Below are 15,139 nucleotides of genomic sequence, written 5' to 3'. Positions count from 1 at the left end.
CATGGTCTGAAATATTGGTAAATAGGTTCAACTTAATAGACTTTTTCTTAATCCAGGCTCATGCTTTCTTCGTAGAAAGTGCTATTAACTAAAACATTGCATTACTGGCTGGGTTAGCTGTTTCCTGGTTGTGTTGTTACGACTGAAGTGGCTAAAGCTTGAGTTAAGAATGCAGGAGGCATATGCAATGACACTAGGTGGAAGTCGTTTTGTGGCACTTATCAAAGTCATATTGCTGATCCTTATGGCTGGGCTTCTTTTTGGATGTGATTCATCTACAGAGCCAGTGGTTGCGCCATCAGACGATGTGACTCGCCCTGCACGTATAGAAACCGTTGAATCTGTGTCAGGTTCCAGCCTGGTTTTTAATGGCACGATACGATCTGCCCAGCGTGCTGAAATGGCTTTCAAGGTGGCCGGGCGTGTTGAAGAAGTGCTGGTGAATGAAGGCATGATGGTTCAGCGTGGTGATGAATTAGCTAGGTTGGATGATCGTGAGCTTCGAGCAGCGCTGAATTCAGCTCAGGCTGAATTTAACTCGGCCGATGCAGATTATCGACGCGGCCTGGCCATCTTTGAGCGCACGCAAGCTATTTCGCGCAGAGATCTGGAAAGGCTGGAAACTCAACGCAACCTGGCAGCAAATAAACTCAGTACCGCACAGTTAACATTTGAGGAAACGGTACTTAAGGCACCGTTTGATGGGGTAGTCGGTCGCAAGTTGGTCGAAGATTTCTCCCGTGTTTCTGCCAATCAGCCTATTCTGGTGATACAGAATCTGCAGGATCTTGAAGTGGTCATTCAAGTGCCTGATCAAGTTGTGCTTCAGTCTGCTCGTCGCAGTGGTGCCTTTGCTGAAATTCCTGGGTTGGAACAACCCTTTCCCCTGACACTCAAGTTTTTTTCCACCGAAGCCGATCCTGTCACCCAGACCTATCAGGTCATATTGGGTTTACATGATAAGGGTGACGCTAACATTTTACCGGGTATGTCGGCCCGAGTATTTGCTTCACAACACGACGTCGAGAATCATATCAGCATCCCTTTAAGCGCTATTGTGCCTGACAATCAGGGAGGTCAGTTTGTATGGATGCTTGATGCACAAAGCCGAGCGGTATTACAGCCTGTGGAAGTGGGCGAGCTGGTCGGTGATCGCGTATTTGTGCGTTCGGGTTTGAACTCGGGAGACAGGATTATTACCGCTGGGGTGAGCCGTGTTCGTGAGGGGATGAAACTAAGGCCGTTGGATGACAGCGGAGCTGAAAGCTGATGGATATTGCCGCTTATTCGGTTGCTAAACGTACCAGCCTCTGGGTAGTGATTGTATTGGTTTTGTTGGGTGGTTATCTGAGTTATGAACAGCTCCCCCGGTTTGAAGACCCTGAGTTTATTATTCGCAAGGCAGTTGTTATCACTACCTACCCGGGCGCCAGTGCTCAGGAGGTGGCTCAGGAAGTGACTGACCGGATCGAAGCTGCTGTACAGATGTTACAGGAAGTGAAGCAGGTTAAGTCGGTCTCAAAGCAGGGCTATTCCGAAGTGACTGTCGAGATCAAGATGGAGTTTTCCCGTAACCATGCACAGTTGCAACAAGTCTGGGATATTCTCAGGCGCAAGCTGGCGGATGCGCAGCGTGGACTGCCGCCAGGTACTGGCCCTATTCTGGTTAATGACGATTTTGCCGATGTTTACGCGCAGTTCTACGCTATTACGGCGGATGGGTTCAGCGACCGGGAGTTGTATCGTTATGCGGATCAGCTATCCAAAGAACTGGCTCTGGTTCCGGGGGTGGCGCGTACAGCCTTGCTGGCCGGACCCCAAGAGCGGATATTTATCGAGCTGTCACGAGAGCGCCTGGCGCATTTTGGGCTTAACACCCAGCAGGTTTATCAGGTGTTGCAGCAGCAGAACCTGATTACTGTCGCAGGAGAGATGCTGGCAGATGGTTTGCGTGTACCGGTGATCCCTCAGCGTAGTGTCAGTGATTTTACAGATCTGACACAGCTGCAAATTGGTTTGGGTCCGGAAAATACGGTTTTACGATTATCGGATATCGCCAAAGTAACGCGTGGTTATGCTGAGCCGCCGAGCATGATGATGACGTTTGATGGTCAACGGGCGATAGGCTTAGGTATATCCAACGTTCAGGGCGGTAATGTGGTCAGTATGGGAAAAGCTGTCCAGATGCGTTTAGCTGAACTGGAAAATCTTCGACCGGTTGGCATGGAGCTTCACCCGATTTCATTACAGTCTGAATCTGTCAGCACAGCCGTGGCTGCATTTGTATCTAACTTACTGGCCGCCGTGGCGATTGTGTTTGTGGTGTTGCTACTGTTCATGGGGCTGAGAGTGGGGCTGATCATCGGCTTTGTGCTATTGCTGACGGTGGCAGGTACCCTGATTATCATGCTCATGGACAATATTGCCATGCAGCGTATCTCATTGGGTGCCTTGATCATTGCGCTGGGTATGCTGGTCGATAACGCCATCGTAGTCAGTGATGGTGTGATGGTGCGTTTACAACGCGGTGAAGATCGTAAAGAGGCTGTTTCAGCCGTTGTTCGCAGTACCATCTGGCCACTGTTGGGAGGCACTTTAGTTGGTATTCTGGCATTCAGCGCAATCGGTTTATCTCCCAGTGACATGGGAGAATACGCCGGTTCACTCTTCTGGGTCATTCTGTATTCGATGCTGCTCAGCTGGTTATTTGCCATTACGGTTACCCCTATGCTGTGCTATCAGTTCCTCAAAGCACCGCGTCAGATTGAAGGCTGTGGGCAAAGTCGTATAACACGTGGCTATGCGAAACTGTTGCATTGGGTGTTGAGTCATAGAGCGCTTTCGATAGTGATGTTGTTGGTTGCACTGATTAGTGCCGCATGGGGGGCACGCTTCATCACGCCCGGATTTATGCCAGACTCTGAACGTCCTCAGTTTGTGGTTGATCTCTACCTGCCTCAGGGCAGTGATATCAGGCGTACGGCAGATATACTGGCCTTGGCTGAGCAGCATGTCTCTTCGAAATCCGGTGTATTAAATACCACCGGGTTTATCGGTGGAGGCGGGCTGCGTTTTATGCTGACCTACTCGCCTGAGCCGAGAAATCCGGCCTTTGCACAGTTGCTTATTAATGTTGATGATCATGGACGCATTGCGGGTCTGGTTGAAAGTTTGCAAGAAGAGCTATCGGAAATGCTGCCGGATACTTCTGTCAAAGTGTGGAAATTCATGCTCGGCCGTGGGGGTGGCAAGAAAATTGAGGCCGGCTTTACCGGATCTGATCCGGCCGTGTTGCGTCGTCTTGCCGAAGAGGCTAAACGTCTGATGCAGGCTGATCCTGCCCTGATTGCCATTCAGGATGATTGGCGCCAGCAGGTTCCGGTTGCACAGCCGCAGTGGCGCCAGGAGCAGCTGCAGCGTCTCGGGTTGACGGCTACTGATGTGAGTGCAGCCTTGGCACAGACACTCAGTGGCCGACAAATAGGTGTGTATCGAGAAGGTGATGACCTGATCCCCCTGATTGTGCGTGCCCCTGTAGCTGAGCGTGAGCAACCTAGTGTCATTCAGAACACTGAAGTGTTCAGTCCGGTAGCTGGGCGGAGTGTGCCGCTGAATCAGTTGTTGGAGTCTGTTGATGTAGTTTGGCAGGATGCCATTATTCGGCGCGTAAACCGTGAACCCACGCTCATGGTTCAGGCTGATCCGGCACCCGGCATATTGACCAGTGATGTGTTCAATCAGATCCGCCCTGTGATTGAATCTATTCCATTGCCACCGGGTTACAAGTTGCAATGGTACGGTGAGTATGACGCTTCGCGTGAGGCGAATGCCGGGTTGGCTGTTTCTGCACCTTTTGGTTTTGCAGCCATGATCCTTGCTGTCGTGTTCATGTTCAATGCTTTCAGAGAGCCTTTGGTGATCTGGATGACAGCTCCCTTGGCTATGATTGGTGTGGTGGTCGGTCTTCTGGTATTTCGGACTCCCTTTGAGTTTATGGCGATACTCGGATTTTTGAGCCTGATAGGTATGATGGTCAAGAATGCCATCGTGCTGGTAGACGAAGCGGGTAGTCGTATCCGAGAGGGGCAACAAGCTTATACAGCGGTTGTGGAGGCTTGTATTAGTCGTGCACGTCCGGTTGTGCTTGGCGCATTGACTACGATTTTGGGTGTGGCTCCGTTGCTGGTTGATCCATTCTTCAAGAGCATGGCGGTGACGGTCATGTTCGGTTTGTTATTTGCAACGGCATTAACCCTGGTGGTGTTGCCTTTGTTTTATGTCATGGTGTTTAGAATCCGCAACACTTGAGGGTTGCGGATTTTGTACCTTAGTTAACCCAAGGTAAATCTTTCCAGCAGGTAGTGTAGGCAGGTGACAGGCACTCGCGTTTCATCTTCCAGTTTTTTTTCGTACCCTGCACCGCAAAAAACACCCGCCCTTTGCCGCTGTGGTTGATGGTGTCCAGCACAGACATCAATGCTTCGGCATTGGCATGGCTGTGGTATTCCTCAAACAGGCTGGGCTGAAAGGTGCCTGACTCATAGAAATCTGACAACATCACTCCAGCTTTCATATAACGGTAACCTTCACGCCAGGCGCTGTTTAACAGGCGCATGGCAGCGGCTACCAGGTCGCGGGTGTCATCGGTGGGCAGGTGCAACTCCGTGGTAAGTGAAGGAGTGTATTGCTGCTCGGATGGGTTAAAGCGGTTGGTGCGCAGAAACAGAGTCAGCACTTTCGCGCGGCGTTGCTCTCGACGCAGCTTTTCTGCTGCGCGAACCGTATACTCGCTAATCGCTTCGCGCATGGGTTTGAACTCGGTAATGCGCTCACCAAATGAGCGGCTGCAGAGAATCTGCTTTTTGGTCGGCGAAATACTGTCTAAATCCAGGCAAGATTCACCGTTCAGCTCACGCAGGGTGCGCTCAACTACTACAGAATAATGGCGACGAATCTGCTTGGGCGGCGCATTCGCCAGATCCAGTACCGTTTGGATGCCCTCAGCCTGCAGGCGCCTGGATAATCGCCGACCGATGCCCCAGACTTCATCGACGGGTAGTAACGCCATCAGCTTTCGCTGCCGACCAGGTGAGGTCAAATCTACCACTCCGCCTGTCGCTGGATAGTGTTTGGCGGCATGATTGGCCAGTTTTGCCAGGGTTTTGGTGGGTGCCATGCCGACACAGACGCTGATCCCGGTGCATTGATAGACAGTTTTACGCAGCTGCCTGCCAAAGTCCTCTAGTGATAGCAGGTGATCAATGCCGCTCAGGTCTAGAAAGGCTTCATCGATGGAATAAATCTCCACTCGCGGTGCCAGGGACTCCAAAATACTCATCACTCGCGCTGAAAGATCGGCATAGAGTGCATAGTTGCTGGAGAAGGCGGTGATATCATGCTGTCGGATCAAATCCTGCACCTGATACGCAGGCACCCCCATCTTGATTCCCAGTGCCTTGGCTTCACGTGAACGTGCCACCACGCAGCCGTCATTATTCGACAGCACCACCACCGGTTGGTGTTTCAGGTCGGGGCGGAACAGCTTTTCGCAACTGGCGTAGAAATTATTACAATCCACCAGCGCAAACACAGCAGGGCGTTCAGGCATAGGACTCAACGCCGCATCTGTCGGACGATATTGGTAACCACGCCAAAGATCTCAAAATCAGACGCCTCCGTAATTAACATCACCGGATAGGCCGGATTGCGTGGCATCAGGCAGAGATGTGGCGTGGTGTTCAGCTCCTTGACCGTCATTTCACCGTTGATACTGGCGATAATAATATCGCCATGCCTGGCCTCCAGTGAACGATCCACCACTAGCACATCATTGGGAGCGATCCCGGCATCACGCATCGAATCCCCCTGTACCCGCACAAAAAACGTCGCCGCTGGATGACTGATACACAACTGATTCAGATCCAGGGTTTGCTCCACGTAATCCTGCGCCGGCGACGGGAAGCCTGCTGATACACGTTCCAGATATAACGGAATACGCAACGCTGATGCCTTAAGCAGATCCGTGTCTGCGAAACAACCGATCAGTACCACAGCGCTCATGCACACCTCATTAAAATACTGTTTATATATACAATATCGCTCAAGGGATACGGAGCAGGCAAGTGGTAAATGTGAGGCCGTGGATTGGGTGTGGGCTTATCTGGTTTTTTGGTTTTTTCTGTGGTTATATATTGAAACATTTGTTACATATTAAGTTAGAGCGTCTAATCGTTGTTAGGTTAGATAATTGTAGAGATAGTGACCAACGGAGGGTCTTATGGCATCTTTAAATCTAAATATTGCTGAGAAACGTGATGTTGAACGTGTTTTAGGCCATATACAGTCATCTCAGAATCATGAGATGAATAACTTTTTAATGAGCTTCGCGATAGGTAATGAGGCGTCTTGGTCAAGGTTCTTAAGAGGCGCTTATAATCACCCAATAACTTGGTGGATTGGGGTAATACAACTGCAGATGCAGATGGGCATTTGGGGTAACCAATACAAGTCTATTGCCCAAACCCGTGCTAGTGTGCTGTGGCAGGTCACTCACCCAGTCAGAGACGAACTGTCAGGGTTGGCGAGAGGGGAGTCAGCTCCAATACTAGAGGCAATAGTAAAGTATAATTTTAATAACAGAAAAGCTGACATACTAGGCCGCTTTTCGGGTGGTGTTTTCACAAACTATGCCAGTACTGGAGGGAGGTTTGGCAATACTCGACTTTCTCCTGGTGGAACAAGAGCCCGCTCGATAACTAACTTCACTATAGCTAGTTACGGCGCAGCAATTAAAGCAATTGCAGAAGGGAAGAGAACCTATCAAGCCGTGATTCAGTCAATACTGACGGGTAAGCCAGAGGAAATACAGCTAAACATATCTGCTAATGGAAGTAATCTGTCAAGCGAAGAGTCAGAGTTGCTTAGTAATCTGGCGACGTCTGCTTCTGATGCATTTTCTCTTACACATCTATCGCCACCTCCTATTCCTATTAATGAGTTCTGCTCCCGACCAGAGAACGTTAATCTGAAAGGGCTGTGCAAGTGAACAAAATTTTAAGATATCTGTATAGCGGCACAACTTATTTTGTGCAAGAGTTTGTAGGGCAAATCACTGCGGCTGTGATTCTATTGGCAGCTTTGGTTTCTTGGTTTTATTTTTCATCTATATATGCCGCCATTCCAGTGGTTCTATTAGGTTTTTTAGCTTGGGGTGTAGTGAGCAAGGCTTTTAAAAAAAGCAAATCAGGAAACCCTAATGATGCCAGTCACTAGCACTGCTGATATGCTACTTTATGTTGTGGCAGACCTTATTGATGGAGTTATCAACCATGAAAACAGATCACATCCGTACTTTCACACAAGCCAATAAGGCGGCTTGGGATGCGTCTGCCCATCTACATAGTCAAGGCAAGGAGTGGGACGAGTTGCTGCTTGCGGCGAGTCAACCTGACTTTAATGTGTTGGATGATTGCCTGTCCGCTACCTTAACTGAGCTGGGCATCGCGGGTCGTAGCGCAGTTCAGCTAGGCTGCAACAACGCGCGGGAGCTGCTGTCTTTGGCCTCGTTTGGTGCACGTCCCTTGTTGGGCCTTGATCAGTCGGCTGCATTTTTGACGCAGGGCACCCAGCTTGCTGCGGCATCTGGGCTTAGCCCCTGTCTGGTGGAAGCTGATATTTATGCTCTGCCTGATGATCTGGGCCGCTACGACCTGGTGCTGATCACCATTGGTGTACTCAATTGGATGCCCGATCTTCCGCGTTTCTTTCAGGTTGTGCGTGGGTTGATGAATCCAGGTGCGCTTTTGGTCATTTACGAGACTCATCCTATATTAGAGGTGTTCAATCCCGACAGCGCTAACCCCTTCGTGGTGGAGAACAGCTACTTTGATAAAACGCCGGTGCGTATCGAAGAAGCTATCACCTATGATGGCAGCGATGGTGGCGCTGGGGAAACCGGTTATTGGTTTGTGCACACCCTGGGGGAGATAGTTACTGCCTGTGTGCAAAGTGGGCTTGGGGTGCAGTGTCTTCAGGAACATCCCCACCTGAATCGCGAAGTGGAGTATGCCATCTATGAAAATCAGACGGCCCAGATACCGCTGTGCTATACGCTGGTTGCTGAAGCGCCCAGCGTGCTAAACATTAAGGAGTAAACGGTGCTGAAACCGGTCATACAGCAAGAAACAACAGGATGCGGCATTGCATCTGTTGCAAACATACTGGGCAAAAGCTACTCAGAAATGAAGAGCACAGCCAATGCTATGGGTATCTATGCTGACGATAAATCGCTGTGGTCGGACACTCAGTATGTCAGGACGCTGTTGTCTCATGCCGGGGTCGAGGCCTCTGCTGACGAGGTTCCGTTTGTATCCTGGGATGCATTGCCTGATTTAGCGTTACTGTCCATAAAACACCATCAGGAAAATGGCAAAAATTTCTGGCACTGGGTTGTGTTTAAGCGTGTAGACGGCCAGTCTTTAGTACTGGATTCGGCCAGTTATCTGCCAACCAATATCCGAACAGATTTCAATGAGATGCACCCCAAGTGGTTCATCGAGATAAAGAATATACAACCGACCCCTTAAGCCGCTCCTGCGGACCTGGGCAGAGGATATCAGGAGTAGCTGGCATGAACTATGTCGATATGCTTATGCTGTTTGTCATAATGCTGGTGTTGGCACTTGCGCCCAGCAGCAGTGTAGCCCTGGTGGTGGCTCGATCTTCGACAGCCGGATTCCTGAACGGTGCTGTTGTGGCATTCGGCATTCTGGTTGGTGACCTTGTTTTTGTATATCTGGCCATTTTGGGTATGGCGGTATTAGCTGAAACAATGGGCAGTTTTTTCCTGATCTTGAGGTATATGGCGGGTGCGTATTTAATCTGGCTGGGTATCAGCCTGCTGAGGTCCAATACTAGAATACAGGTCTCCGCTGGCCGTTCCGCTTCAACACTATCAGCCAGCTTTTTCTCTGGTCTTATCATTACTCTCGGTGATGTAAAAGCCATTTTTTTCTATGCAAGCTTGTTTCCTGCGTTTGTCGATCTGACGACTATTGCTACGTCAGACATTGCAACGATTATTGTGTTGACTGTCGTTGCAGTCGGCGGTGTTAAACTGGGTTATGTGTATTTCGCCAGCAGGATTCTTTCCTGGACTAAGAGCAGAGTACACGGCGTTGTTAAAAAGACCGCTGGCGGTTTTATGGTTGGTGCAGGTACATACCTTATGGTAAAAGCATAATGAATTGAAAATCCCACGTTGGAGGTTGTAGATGGAAGATGATTTTGAAGTTGAAATGAGTGCTTTAAGCCAGGAACTGACGGCTGAGGGTAAAACTGTCCAGGTCGATATTTACCGTGGCGACACGGGAGGCTGGATTCTTGAAGTGGTCGATGAATCGGGTGTTTCGACAGTCTGGGAAGATGAGTTCGATACAGAGGAAGCCGCACTGGATGAAGTTAAGGCGACCATCAGAGATGAAGGAATTGATTCTTTAATTGGTATGGACTTGTAAGTGACGGCGAATTAATCGCATCCAGACAGGTCGCCACACGCATAAGCCCCTGAACAGTTTGTACCTGTATAGCAGGGACTCCGCCAGTAAACTTGTTCTGTGAGCGCATGAAATGTTTGATCCAGGCCTGATCACCCCTGGTGAGTGCACACAGTGCCCGGGCGGCTCTGATCAACAGCAGGGCCAGCTCATCTTGCCTTTTACTCCAAGATCTGATTCTTGATGTATATTTCAGATGCAAATGCAGTAAAACTGTAATCTAATCGACTGAATGTAACATTTTCATTTCTCCCACAGCCTCCAGCATTGCTTTACAACAGCGTCAACATGCCTGTTGATTTCCTCACCAGGTTGTCTGGGTGGGAGTTGATGCAAGGCACGCACTATGTCCAGCCCTGCAAGCATGCTCAAAAACAACTCGGCGGCATGCTCAGTATCAGTACAATCTATACGTCCTGCCTTTTGTTGTATTTTTAACCAGCCGCTCAAGGTGTTTAAGGCGTTTTGGACACTGTTGTTGTACATGCCGTGCAGTAGATCCCGATCCACTTCGTGCAGGCTGCCCAGCAAACGCAGAAAATTAAGATGTTCATGGCTGAGTACGAAATGTGCCAGGTTTTGTGCAAAGTCATACAGTGCTTGTTGAGGTGTTTGGTCCTGCTCAGGCTCTATAACCAGGTATTGAAGTAATGTATTGCACTGGCGATGAATGATGGCTTCGATCAATGTGTTTTTTTCGTTAAAACGGTTATAGACCGTTACTTTTGAAACGCCTGCATTGCGTGCCACCGCTTCTATCGAAAATTTAGCTGGGCCCTGGGTGAACAGAAGTTCTGTGGCGGCATCCAGAATGGCGACTTCTTTGCTGGGATCGACAGGTCGTCCTGATCGTGTATTACAAGGCACTTTTTTATCCATTTTAATTAGTGTACGATAGCGTTCATTAATCATAATGTATTCTTGAGTCAATTACCATGCATAGACCTTTATTCCTTATATTTATTGTGCTTTTAATGCTTGGCTGCAGTCCAGATAATGACTCATCCAACGAACCTCAAGCCGCTGCACCTTGGGTCAGAACGCTGGTTGTGACCGACGCATCTCCGGCTTTTATGAAACTCTCAGGCACGGTCAAGGGGCGTTATGAAACACCCGTTGCTTTTCAAGTATCGGGTCGTATTCTGGAGCGACATGTTGATGCGGGACAACGGGTCGAAGCCGGACAATTGCTATTCCAACTGGATCCGCGTGATTTGTTGGCTTCTGTTCGTGTGGCTGAAGCCGACATGAAAACAACTGAAGCTAGTTTGGCTATCGCACGCAGTGAATTGAGTCGACAGCAACAGTTGGTGGAAGGCCAATTTGTCAGTCGTCAAACACTGGAGCGTTATGAGCTGACGCTACGAGAAGCTATCAGTAATCACCAAGCGACTAATGCCGTGTTGGACCAGGCCCGCAATGCCTTGGACTATGCCGAATTACGTGCTGAAAAAGCGGGCATACTGAACGCTGTGGTGGCTGAGCCCGGACAGGTGGTGGATATAGGGCAAGCCCTGGCTACCCTGATTGATGACAGTTCGCTTGAAGTCGAGGTGTACCTGGCTGACGGCGTAGATGCGCCTGCCTCGGGTAGTGTGTCGATTGCAGGCAAGTCGCTAGCCATCGAACTACGCGAGGTAGAAGCATCTGCTGACCCTGAAAGTCGCAGCTGGCGAGCACGTTATCGTATCGAGCAGTCTGCTGAGGCATTAAGTCTGGGTAGTGTGGTACAGGTCATGCTTGATCAGCCAATCCAAGATACAACCTTCAGTGTACCCTTGGGTGCGCTGGATGAGCGCAGTCAAGGCCCCCAGGTTTGGCAAGTGATTGAGGGCCAGGTACAGCCTGTATCCGTTGAGGTGCTGGAACTAAACCGTGAGTATGCCCGTATCCGCGCACCTCTGGCAGATGGCGGTCGTATTGTTGCTCTGGGTACTCATTTATTGACACCAGGTATGCAGGTCAGGGAGCAGGCACGATGAATTTCCCCAATTTGTCAGCTTTGGCGGTTCGCGAACGCTCGGTGACTTTGTTTTTCATTCTTTTGTCGGTCGTTGCGGGTGTCTATGCTTTCTCGTCTTTAGGGCGTGCCGAAGATCCAGCCTTCACTGTACGGGTGATGGTGGTTTCGGCTATCTGGCCAGGCGCTACACCGACCGAGTTGCAAGATCAAGTTGTTGACCTCTTGGAAAAGCGTATTCAGGAAGTGGAATATCTGCATAAAATTGAAACCACAATTCGTCCGGGTCGAGCCGATTTACAGATAGAGTTCAAAGATTTTTCACCGAGTGAGAAGGTACCAGACCTGTTTTATCAAGTGCGCAAACGTATGCTGGATGAAGCGGGAAATTTACCTGCGGGTGTCGTAGGCCCGATTGTCAATGATGACTTTTCAGACGTGTATTTCTCGCTGATTTCACTGACGGCACCGGGGATGCCGATGCACAGTCTCACGCGGGAAGCTGAATCCATTCGTGATCGTTTGCAGCGTGTTCCTGGCCTGCAAAAGGCGCTGATACTGGGTGAGCGCAGCGAACGGATGTACATAGACTTCGACATGAATCGCTTAAATAATCTGGGGTTATCGGCGGAGCAGATTTTTGCCGCGATCGAAGACAGTAACAGCATGACGCCCGCTGGCTTTGTTGATCTGGATGGGCCACGCGCTTATTTGCGTGTGGATGCTGACCTGTCGGACCCTGAACAACTGGCCGCCTTGCCAATCCGTGTGGGTGATCATCTGTTGAAGTTGTCTGATCTGGCTGATATTCGCAAAGGCTATGAGGATCCACCTTCCTATCTGGTTCGGGCTGATGGCGAAGATGCCATATTGCTAGGGGTAGTGATGCAGGACGGTGAAAATGGTCTGGGATTTGGTGAGCGCCTGACCGACTTTATTGAAGCCGAACAGGCAGAATTACCACTGGGTATGTCTATGCATATGCTCACCAATCAGACCGAAGCGATCAGTCAGGCCGTTGATCTGTTTCAGGTCAAATTTCTGGTGGCGGTGCTGGTCGTGATGGCAGTGAGTGTATTGGCGATAGGTTTTCGTGCGGGTTTGGTGGTGGGAATTGCCATACCGATTACCATAGGTTTAACCTTCCTGTTGATGAAAATTGCCGGGATCAACCTGGATCGCATCACTCTGGGGGCATTGATTATCGCTCTGGGGCTGTTGGTAGATGATGCCATCATCGCCATCGAAATGATGATTGTTAAAATGGAAGAGGGTTGGGAGCGGGTCCGTGCCGCCAGCCATGCCTGGAGTGTGACGGCAGCCCCCATGCTGTTCGGTACGCTGGTTACGGTAGCGGGCTTTGTCCCGGTTGGCTTTGCTCAATCAGGTGTCGGTGAGTATACCGGGAACATCTTCTGGGTACTGGCCTTTTCATTGCTGGTTTCCTGGCTAGTGGCGGTGACCTTTACGCCTTATTTGGGGGTGAAACTGCTGCCAACCTACACTAAGCATCATTCTGGAGATATTTATCAGACGCGTTTTTACCAGTACTTGCGAGGGTTGGTGCAAGTCTGTGTACGTTATCGCAAGACGGTCGTACTGTCGACGCTGGCGCTGTTGATACTGAGTGGCATGGGCATGGCAACCCAAGTACAAAAACAGTTTTTTCCAAGTTCTAACCGTCCAGAGGTGCTGATCGATGTTTACCTGCCGCAGGGCAGTTCAATCGGTACGACAGAAGCCACGGTGCAGCGATTGGAAGCGATACTTGAAACCCTGCCGGAAGTGAAAAGCCTGTCGTCTTACATAGGTGCAGGTGCGCCACGTTTCTTTATTTCAGCTAACCCTGAGCAACCTGATCCGGCCTTTGCCAAGATCATTGCCATAGGCCATGATACTGAAACACGTGACCGCATTATAGCGGAACTGAATCGTCATATGGATGCTGGCGAGTTTCCAGAAGCGCGGGTGCGTGCTAGACCTCTTCTATTCGGACCGCCTGTGATCTGGCCTGTAAGCTTTCGGGTGTTGGGTCCTGACACTGAAGTCTTGCGTTCCATCGCTCACGAGGTGCGTAACCTCATGGCCGAACATCCTAATACCGTGATGCCACATTTGGAATGGGATGAGCGTACACCCAGTTATTATTTAGACATGGACCCAGATCGTCTGCGGTTAATGGGACTGACGCCGACCGATGTCGCTCAGCAACTGACCTTTCAGCTCAATGGATTCAGTGTTACCGAAGTGCGTCAGGATGTTCGCAGTGTTCAGGTTGTCGCTCGCAGTGCGCGAGAGGGTGGTGTCCTGTTACCCGAAGAGCTGGAGCTTAAAACAGCCGATGGTCGCAAGTTGTCGCTCAGTCAGTTGGGTGAGTTAAGCATTCGTTATGAAGATCCGGTGATTAAACGCTATAATCGGGAACCCTTCCTGGCAGTACATGCTGATGTACAGGGTGCTCAGCCTCCTGATGTGACTCAGGCGATCTGGGCGCAATTACAGCCGCTGGTTGCTGAATTACCACTGGGTTATCGCATTGAAGTAGGTGGATCTGTCGAGGAGTCAGCCAAAGCAAATCTCTCCATTCAAAAACTGCAGCCCTTAATGCTGGCATTAATGCTGATTTTCATCATGCTGCAAATGCGCTCATTTACCGGTACGTTTGTGGTGATCGCAACGGCCCCACTGGGATTGGTGGGGGCGGTGGCTGCACTGCTGTTGTTTAATCAACCTTTTGGTTTTACCGCCATGTTGGGGTTGATCGGTTTAAGTGGCATCTTGATGCGCAATACCATGATACTGGCGCAACAAGTGCAGGATAACTTTGACTCCGGTATGCAAGCTGGCGCGGCTGTTATTGAGGCAGCCGTGCAGCGTTCCCGTCCGGTAATACTGACGGCTCTCGCGGCGGTTCTGGCTTTTATTCCGCTGGCTATGGATCTGTTCTGGGGGCCTTTGGCCTACGTGCTGATCGGCGGTGTTGCTGTGGGTACACTGATCACCTTGTTGTTTGTGCCGGCGCTCTATGCACTGTTGTTCAAAGTGAAAATCATTGACTGAGTTCCTTGAGACTTTCACAAGGTGTCTGTTAATGAAATTTGATTTTTAGGTAAATAAAAAGTATTGTCATTACGATTTGCAAAAATAACCCACTCTATCCAGGAGACGATACATGAGAGTCTTGATGTTAGCGTTTGTAATGCTGTTCTTGCCTGTGCTGGCTCAGGCGTCCAGTTGTGAATTGAGTATCGACAGTACTGACCAGATGCGTTATTCCGAAGCTGAACTTACCGTTCCGTCGGGCTGTGAAACCGTTACCTTGACACTGACCCACAGTGGCAGCTTGCCGAAAACCTCAATGGGGCATAACTGGGTGTTAGTTGAAACAGATCAATTGAGCGATCTTGCTAAAGACGCAATGGCTGCAGGGCCTGCCAATAACTACGTGCCAGCTGGTGATGACCGTGTTTTGGCCGCAACTGAGTTGGTCGGCGGAGGCGAGAGTACCTCCGTTGAGTTTTCAGTGGCCGATTTGAAAGGCAAAGACTTGAGCTTTTTTTGCTCCTTCCCAGGTCATTTTGCCTTGATGAAAGGCAAGTTTATCATCGAGTAAACACGGCTTTGC

The 15,139-nt window shown here is 50.0% G+C and carries 15 protein-coding genes; 11 read left to right on the top strand and 4 right to left on the bottom strand.

Annotated features, from left to right (window positions below; genetic code table 11):
• Positions 1 to 187 precede the first annotated feature (187 nt).
• Positions 188 to 1,270: an efflux RND transporter periplasmic adaptor subunit gene (locus ACN0R1_RS00915; RefSeq protein WP_417578981.1), complete on the top strand. Its 1,083-nt coding sequence runs from the start codon at positions 188 to 190 to the stop codon at positions 1,268 to 1,270.
• Positions 1,270 to 4,308 (top strand): efflux RND transporter permease subunit, encoded by a 3,039-nt coding sequence (locus ACN0R1_RS00910; protein WP_417578979.1) that lies wholly within the window; start codon positions 1,270 to 1,272, stop codon positions 4,306 to 4,308. Before ACN0R1_RS00915 ends, ACN0R1_RS00910 begins: the two co-directional genes overlap by 1 nt.
• Before the next feature lie 19 nt (positions 4,309 to 4,327).
• On the opposite strand, the gene umuC is transcribed toward ACN0R1_RS00910, so the two are convergent.
• Together umuC and umuD are read right to left on the bottom strand one after the other, a co-directional pair.
• Complete coding sequence (gene umuC, locus ACN0R1_RS00905) at positions 4,328 to 5,608, bottom strand: translesion error-prone DNA polymerase V subunit UmuC (RefSeq protein WP_417578977.1); 1,281 nt, start codon at positions 5,606 to 5,608, stop codon at positions 4,328 to 4,330.
• A gap of 5 nt (positions 5,609 to 5,613) precedes the next feature.
• Positions 5,614 to 6,060: a translesion error-prone DNA polymerase V autoproteolytic subunit gene (umuD, locus tag ACN0R1_RS00900; RefSeq protein WP_417578975.1), complete on the bottom strand. Its 447-nt coding sequence runs from the start codon at positions 6,058 to 6,060 to the stop codon at positions 5,614 to 5,616.
• A 217-nt stretch (positions 6,061 to 6,277) separates the two neighbouring features.
• On the opposite strand from umuD, the gene ACN0R1_RS00895 reads away from it, so the two are divergent.
• The 6 genes from ACN0R1_RS00895 to ACN0R1_RS00870 are packed head-to-tail and all read left to right on the top strand — an operon-like array spanning position 6,278 to position 9,515.
• Positions 6,278 to 7,045, top strand: a complete 768-nt coding sequence (locus tag ACN0R1_RS00895) for a hypothetical protein (protein ID WP_417578973.1) — start codon at positions 6,278 to 6,280, stop codon at positions 7,043 to 7,045.
• The gene (locus ACN0R1_RS00890) at positions 7,042 to 7,272 is read left to right on the top strand and encodes a hypothetical protein (RefSeq protein WP_417578972.1); all 231 of its coding nucleotides are present in this window, start codon (positions 7,042 to 7,044) and stop codon (positions 7,270 to 7,272) included. Before ACN0R1_RS00895 ends, ACN0R1_RS00890 begins: the two co-directional genes overlap by 4 nt.
• A 56-nt stretch (positions 7,273 to 7,328) precedes the next feature.
• Entirely contained in the window at positions 7,329 to 8,153 is an 825-nt protein-coding gene (locus ACN0R1_RS00885) for a class I SAM-dependent methyltransferase (RefSeq protein WP_417578970.1), read from the top strand.
• 3 nt (positions 8,154 to 8,156) lie between these two features.
• Complete coding sequence (locus tag ACN0R1_RS00880; protein ID WP_417578968.1) at positions 8,157 to 8,585, top strand: hypothetical protein; 429 nt, start codon at positions 8,157 to 8,159, stop codon at positions 8,583 to 8,585.
• Positions 8,586 to 8,629: 44 nt separating this feature from the next.
• A complete protein-coding gene (locus ACN0R1_RS00875; protein WP_417578966.1) occupies positions 8,630 to 9,241 on the top strand; it encodes a LysE family translocator in 612 nt (203 codons plus the stop codon).
• Positions 9,242 to 9,272: 31 nt separating this feature from the next.
• On the top strand, positions 9,273 to 9,515 hold the full coding sequence (locus ACN0R1_RS00870) for a hypothetical protein (RefSeq protein WP_036520787.1): 243 nt from the start codon (positions 9,273 to 9,275) through the stop codon (positions 9,513 to 9,515).
• Here ACN0R1_RS00870 and ACN0R1_RS00865 read toward each other — a convergent pair.
• Together ACN0R1_RS00865 and ACN0R1_RS00860 are read right to left on the bottom strand one after the other, a co-directional pair.
• Positions 9,472 to 9,690, bottom strand: a complete 219-nt coding sequence (locus ACN0R1_RS00865) for an antitoxin Xre/MbcA/ParS toxin-binding domain-containing protein (protein WP_417579429.1) — start codon at positions 9,688 to 9,690, stop codon at positions 9,472 to 9,474. The two genes, ACN0R1_RS00870 and ACN0R1_RS00865, sit on opposite strands and share 44 nt — an antisense overlap.
• A 107-nt stretch (positions 9,691 to 9,797) precedes the next feature.
• On the bottom strand, positions 9,798 to 10,466 hold the full coding sequence (locus ACN0R1_RS00860; RefSeq protein ID WP_417578964.1) for a TetR/AcrR family transcriptional regulator: 669 nt from the start codon (positions 10,464 to 10,466) through the stop codon (positions 9,798 to 9,800).
• 62 nt (positions 10,467 to 10,528) lie between these two features.
• Between ACN0R1_RS00860 and ACN0R1_RS00855 the strand changes: the two genes are divergently transcribed.
• The 3 genes from ACN0R1_RS00855 (at position 10,529) to azu (ending at position 15,127) form a co-directional block, all read left to right on the top strand.
• Complete coding sequence (locus ACN0R1_RS00855) at positions 10,529 to 11,536, top strand: efflux RND transporter periplasmic adaptor subunit (RefSeq protein ID WP_417578962.1); 1,008 nt, start codon at positions 10,529 to 10,531, stop codon at positions 11,534 to 11,536.
• Positions 11,533 to 14,574, top strand: a complete 3,042-nt coding sequence (locus ACN0R1_RS00850; RefSeq protein WP_417578960.1) for an efflux RND transporter permease subunit — start codon at positions 11,533 to 11,535, stop codon at positions 14,572 to 14,574. The genes ACN0R1_RS00855 and ACN0R1_RS00850 overlap by 4 nt, the downstream gene beginning before the upstream one ends.
• Positions 14,575 to 14,686: 112 nt before the next feature.
• Complete coding sequence (gene azu, locus ACN0R1_RS00845) at positions 14,687 to 15,127, top strand: azurin (protein ID WP_417578958.1); 441 nt, start codon at positions 14,687 to 14,689, stop codon at positions 15,125 to 15,127.
• The last annotated feature ends 12 nt before the right edge of the window (positions 15,128 to 15,139 follow it).

The sequence above is a fragment of the Nitrincola sp. genome (assembly GCF_048264025.1).
In the GTDB taxonomy this organism is placed as follows: Bacteria; Pseudomonadota; Gammaproteobacteria; order Pseudomonadales; family Balneatricaceae; genus Nitrincola.
Note: the sequence above shows the minus strand (reverse complement) of the source record. Positions and strands in the feature narration are given on the sequence as shown.

Bases quoted from the DNA above. Each gene is read 5' to 3' on its own strand.
- ACN0R1_RS00915 (WP_417578981.1), top strand. From the start codon at position 188: ATGACACTAGGTGGAAGTCGTTTTGTGGCACTTATCAAAGTCATATTG.
- ACN0R1_RS00910 (WP_417578979.1), top strand. From the start codon at position 1,270: ATGGATATTGCCGCTTATTCGGTTGCTAAACGTACCAGCCTCTGGGTA.
- umuC (WP_417578977.1), bottom strand. From the start codon at position 5,608: ATGCCTGAACGCCCTGCTGTGTTTGCGCTGGTGGATTGTAATAATTTC.
- umuD (WP_417578975.1), bottom strand. From the start codon at position 6,060: ATGAGCGCTGTGGTACTGATCGGTTGTTTCGCAGACACGGATCTGCTT.
- ACN0R1_RS00895 (WP_417578973.1), top strand. From the start codon at position 6,278: ATGGCATCTTTAAATCTAAATATTGCTGAGAAACGTGATGTTGAACGT.
- ACN0R1_RS00885 (WP_417578970.1), top strand. From the start codon at position 7,329: ATGAAAACAGATCACATCCGTACTTTCACACAAGCCAATAAGGCGGCT.
- ACN0R1_RS00875 (WP_417578966.1), top strand. From the start codon at position 8,630: ATGAACTATGTCGATATGCTTATGCTGTTTGTCATAATGCTGGTGTTG.
- ACN0R1_RS00870 (WP_036520787.1), top strand. From the start codon at position 9,273: ATGGAAGATGATTTTGAAGTTGAAATGAGTGCTTTAAGCCAGGAACTG.
- ACN0R1_RS00860 (WP_417578964.1), bottom strand. From the start codon at position 10,466: ATGATTAATGAACGCTATCGTACACTAATTAAAATGGATAAAAAAGTG.
- ACN0R1_RS00855 (WP_417578962.1), top strand. From the start codon at position 10,529: ATGCTTGGCTGCAGTCCAGATAATGACTCATCCAACGAACCTCAAGCC.
- ACN0R1_RS00850 (WP_417578960.1), top strand. From the start codon at position 11,533: ATGAATTTCCCCAATTTGTCAGCTTTGGCGGTTCGCGAACGCTCGGTG.
- azu (WP_417578958.1), top strand. From the start codon at position 14,687: ATGAGAGTCTTGATGTTAGCGTTTGTAATGCTGTTCTTGCCTGTGCTG.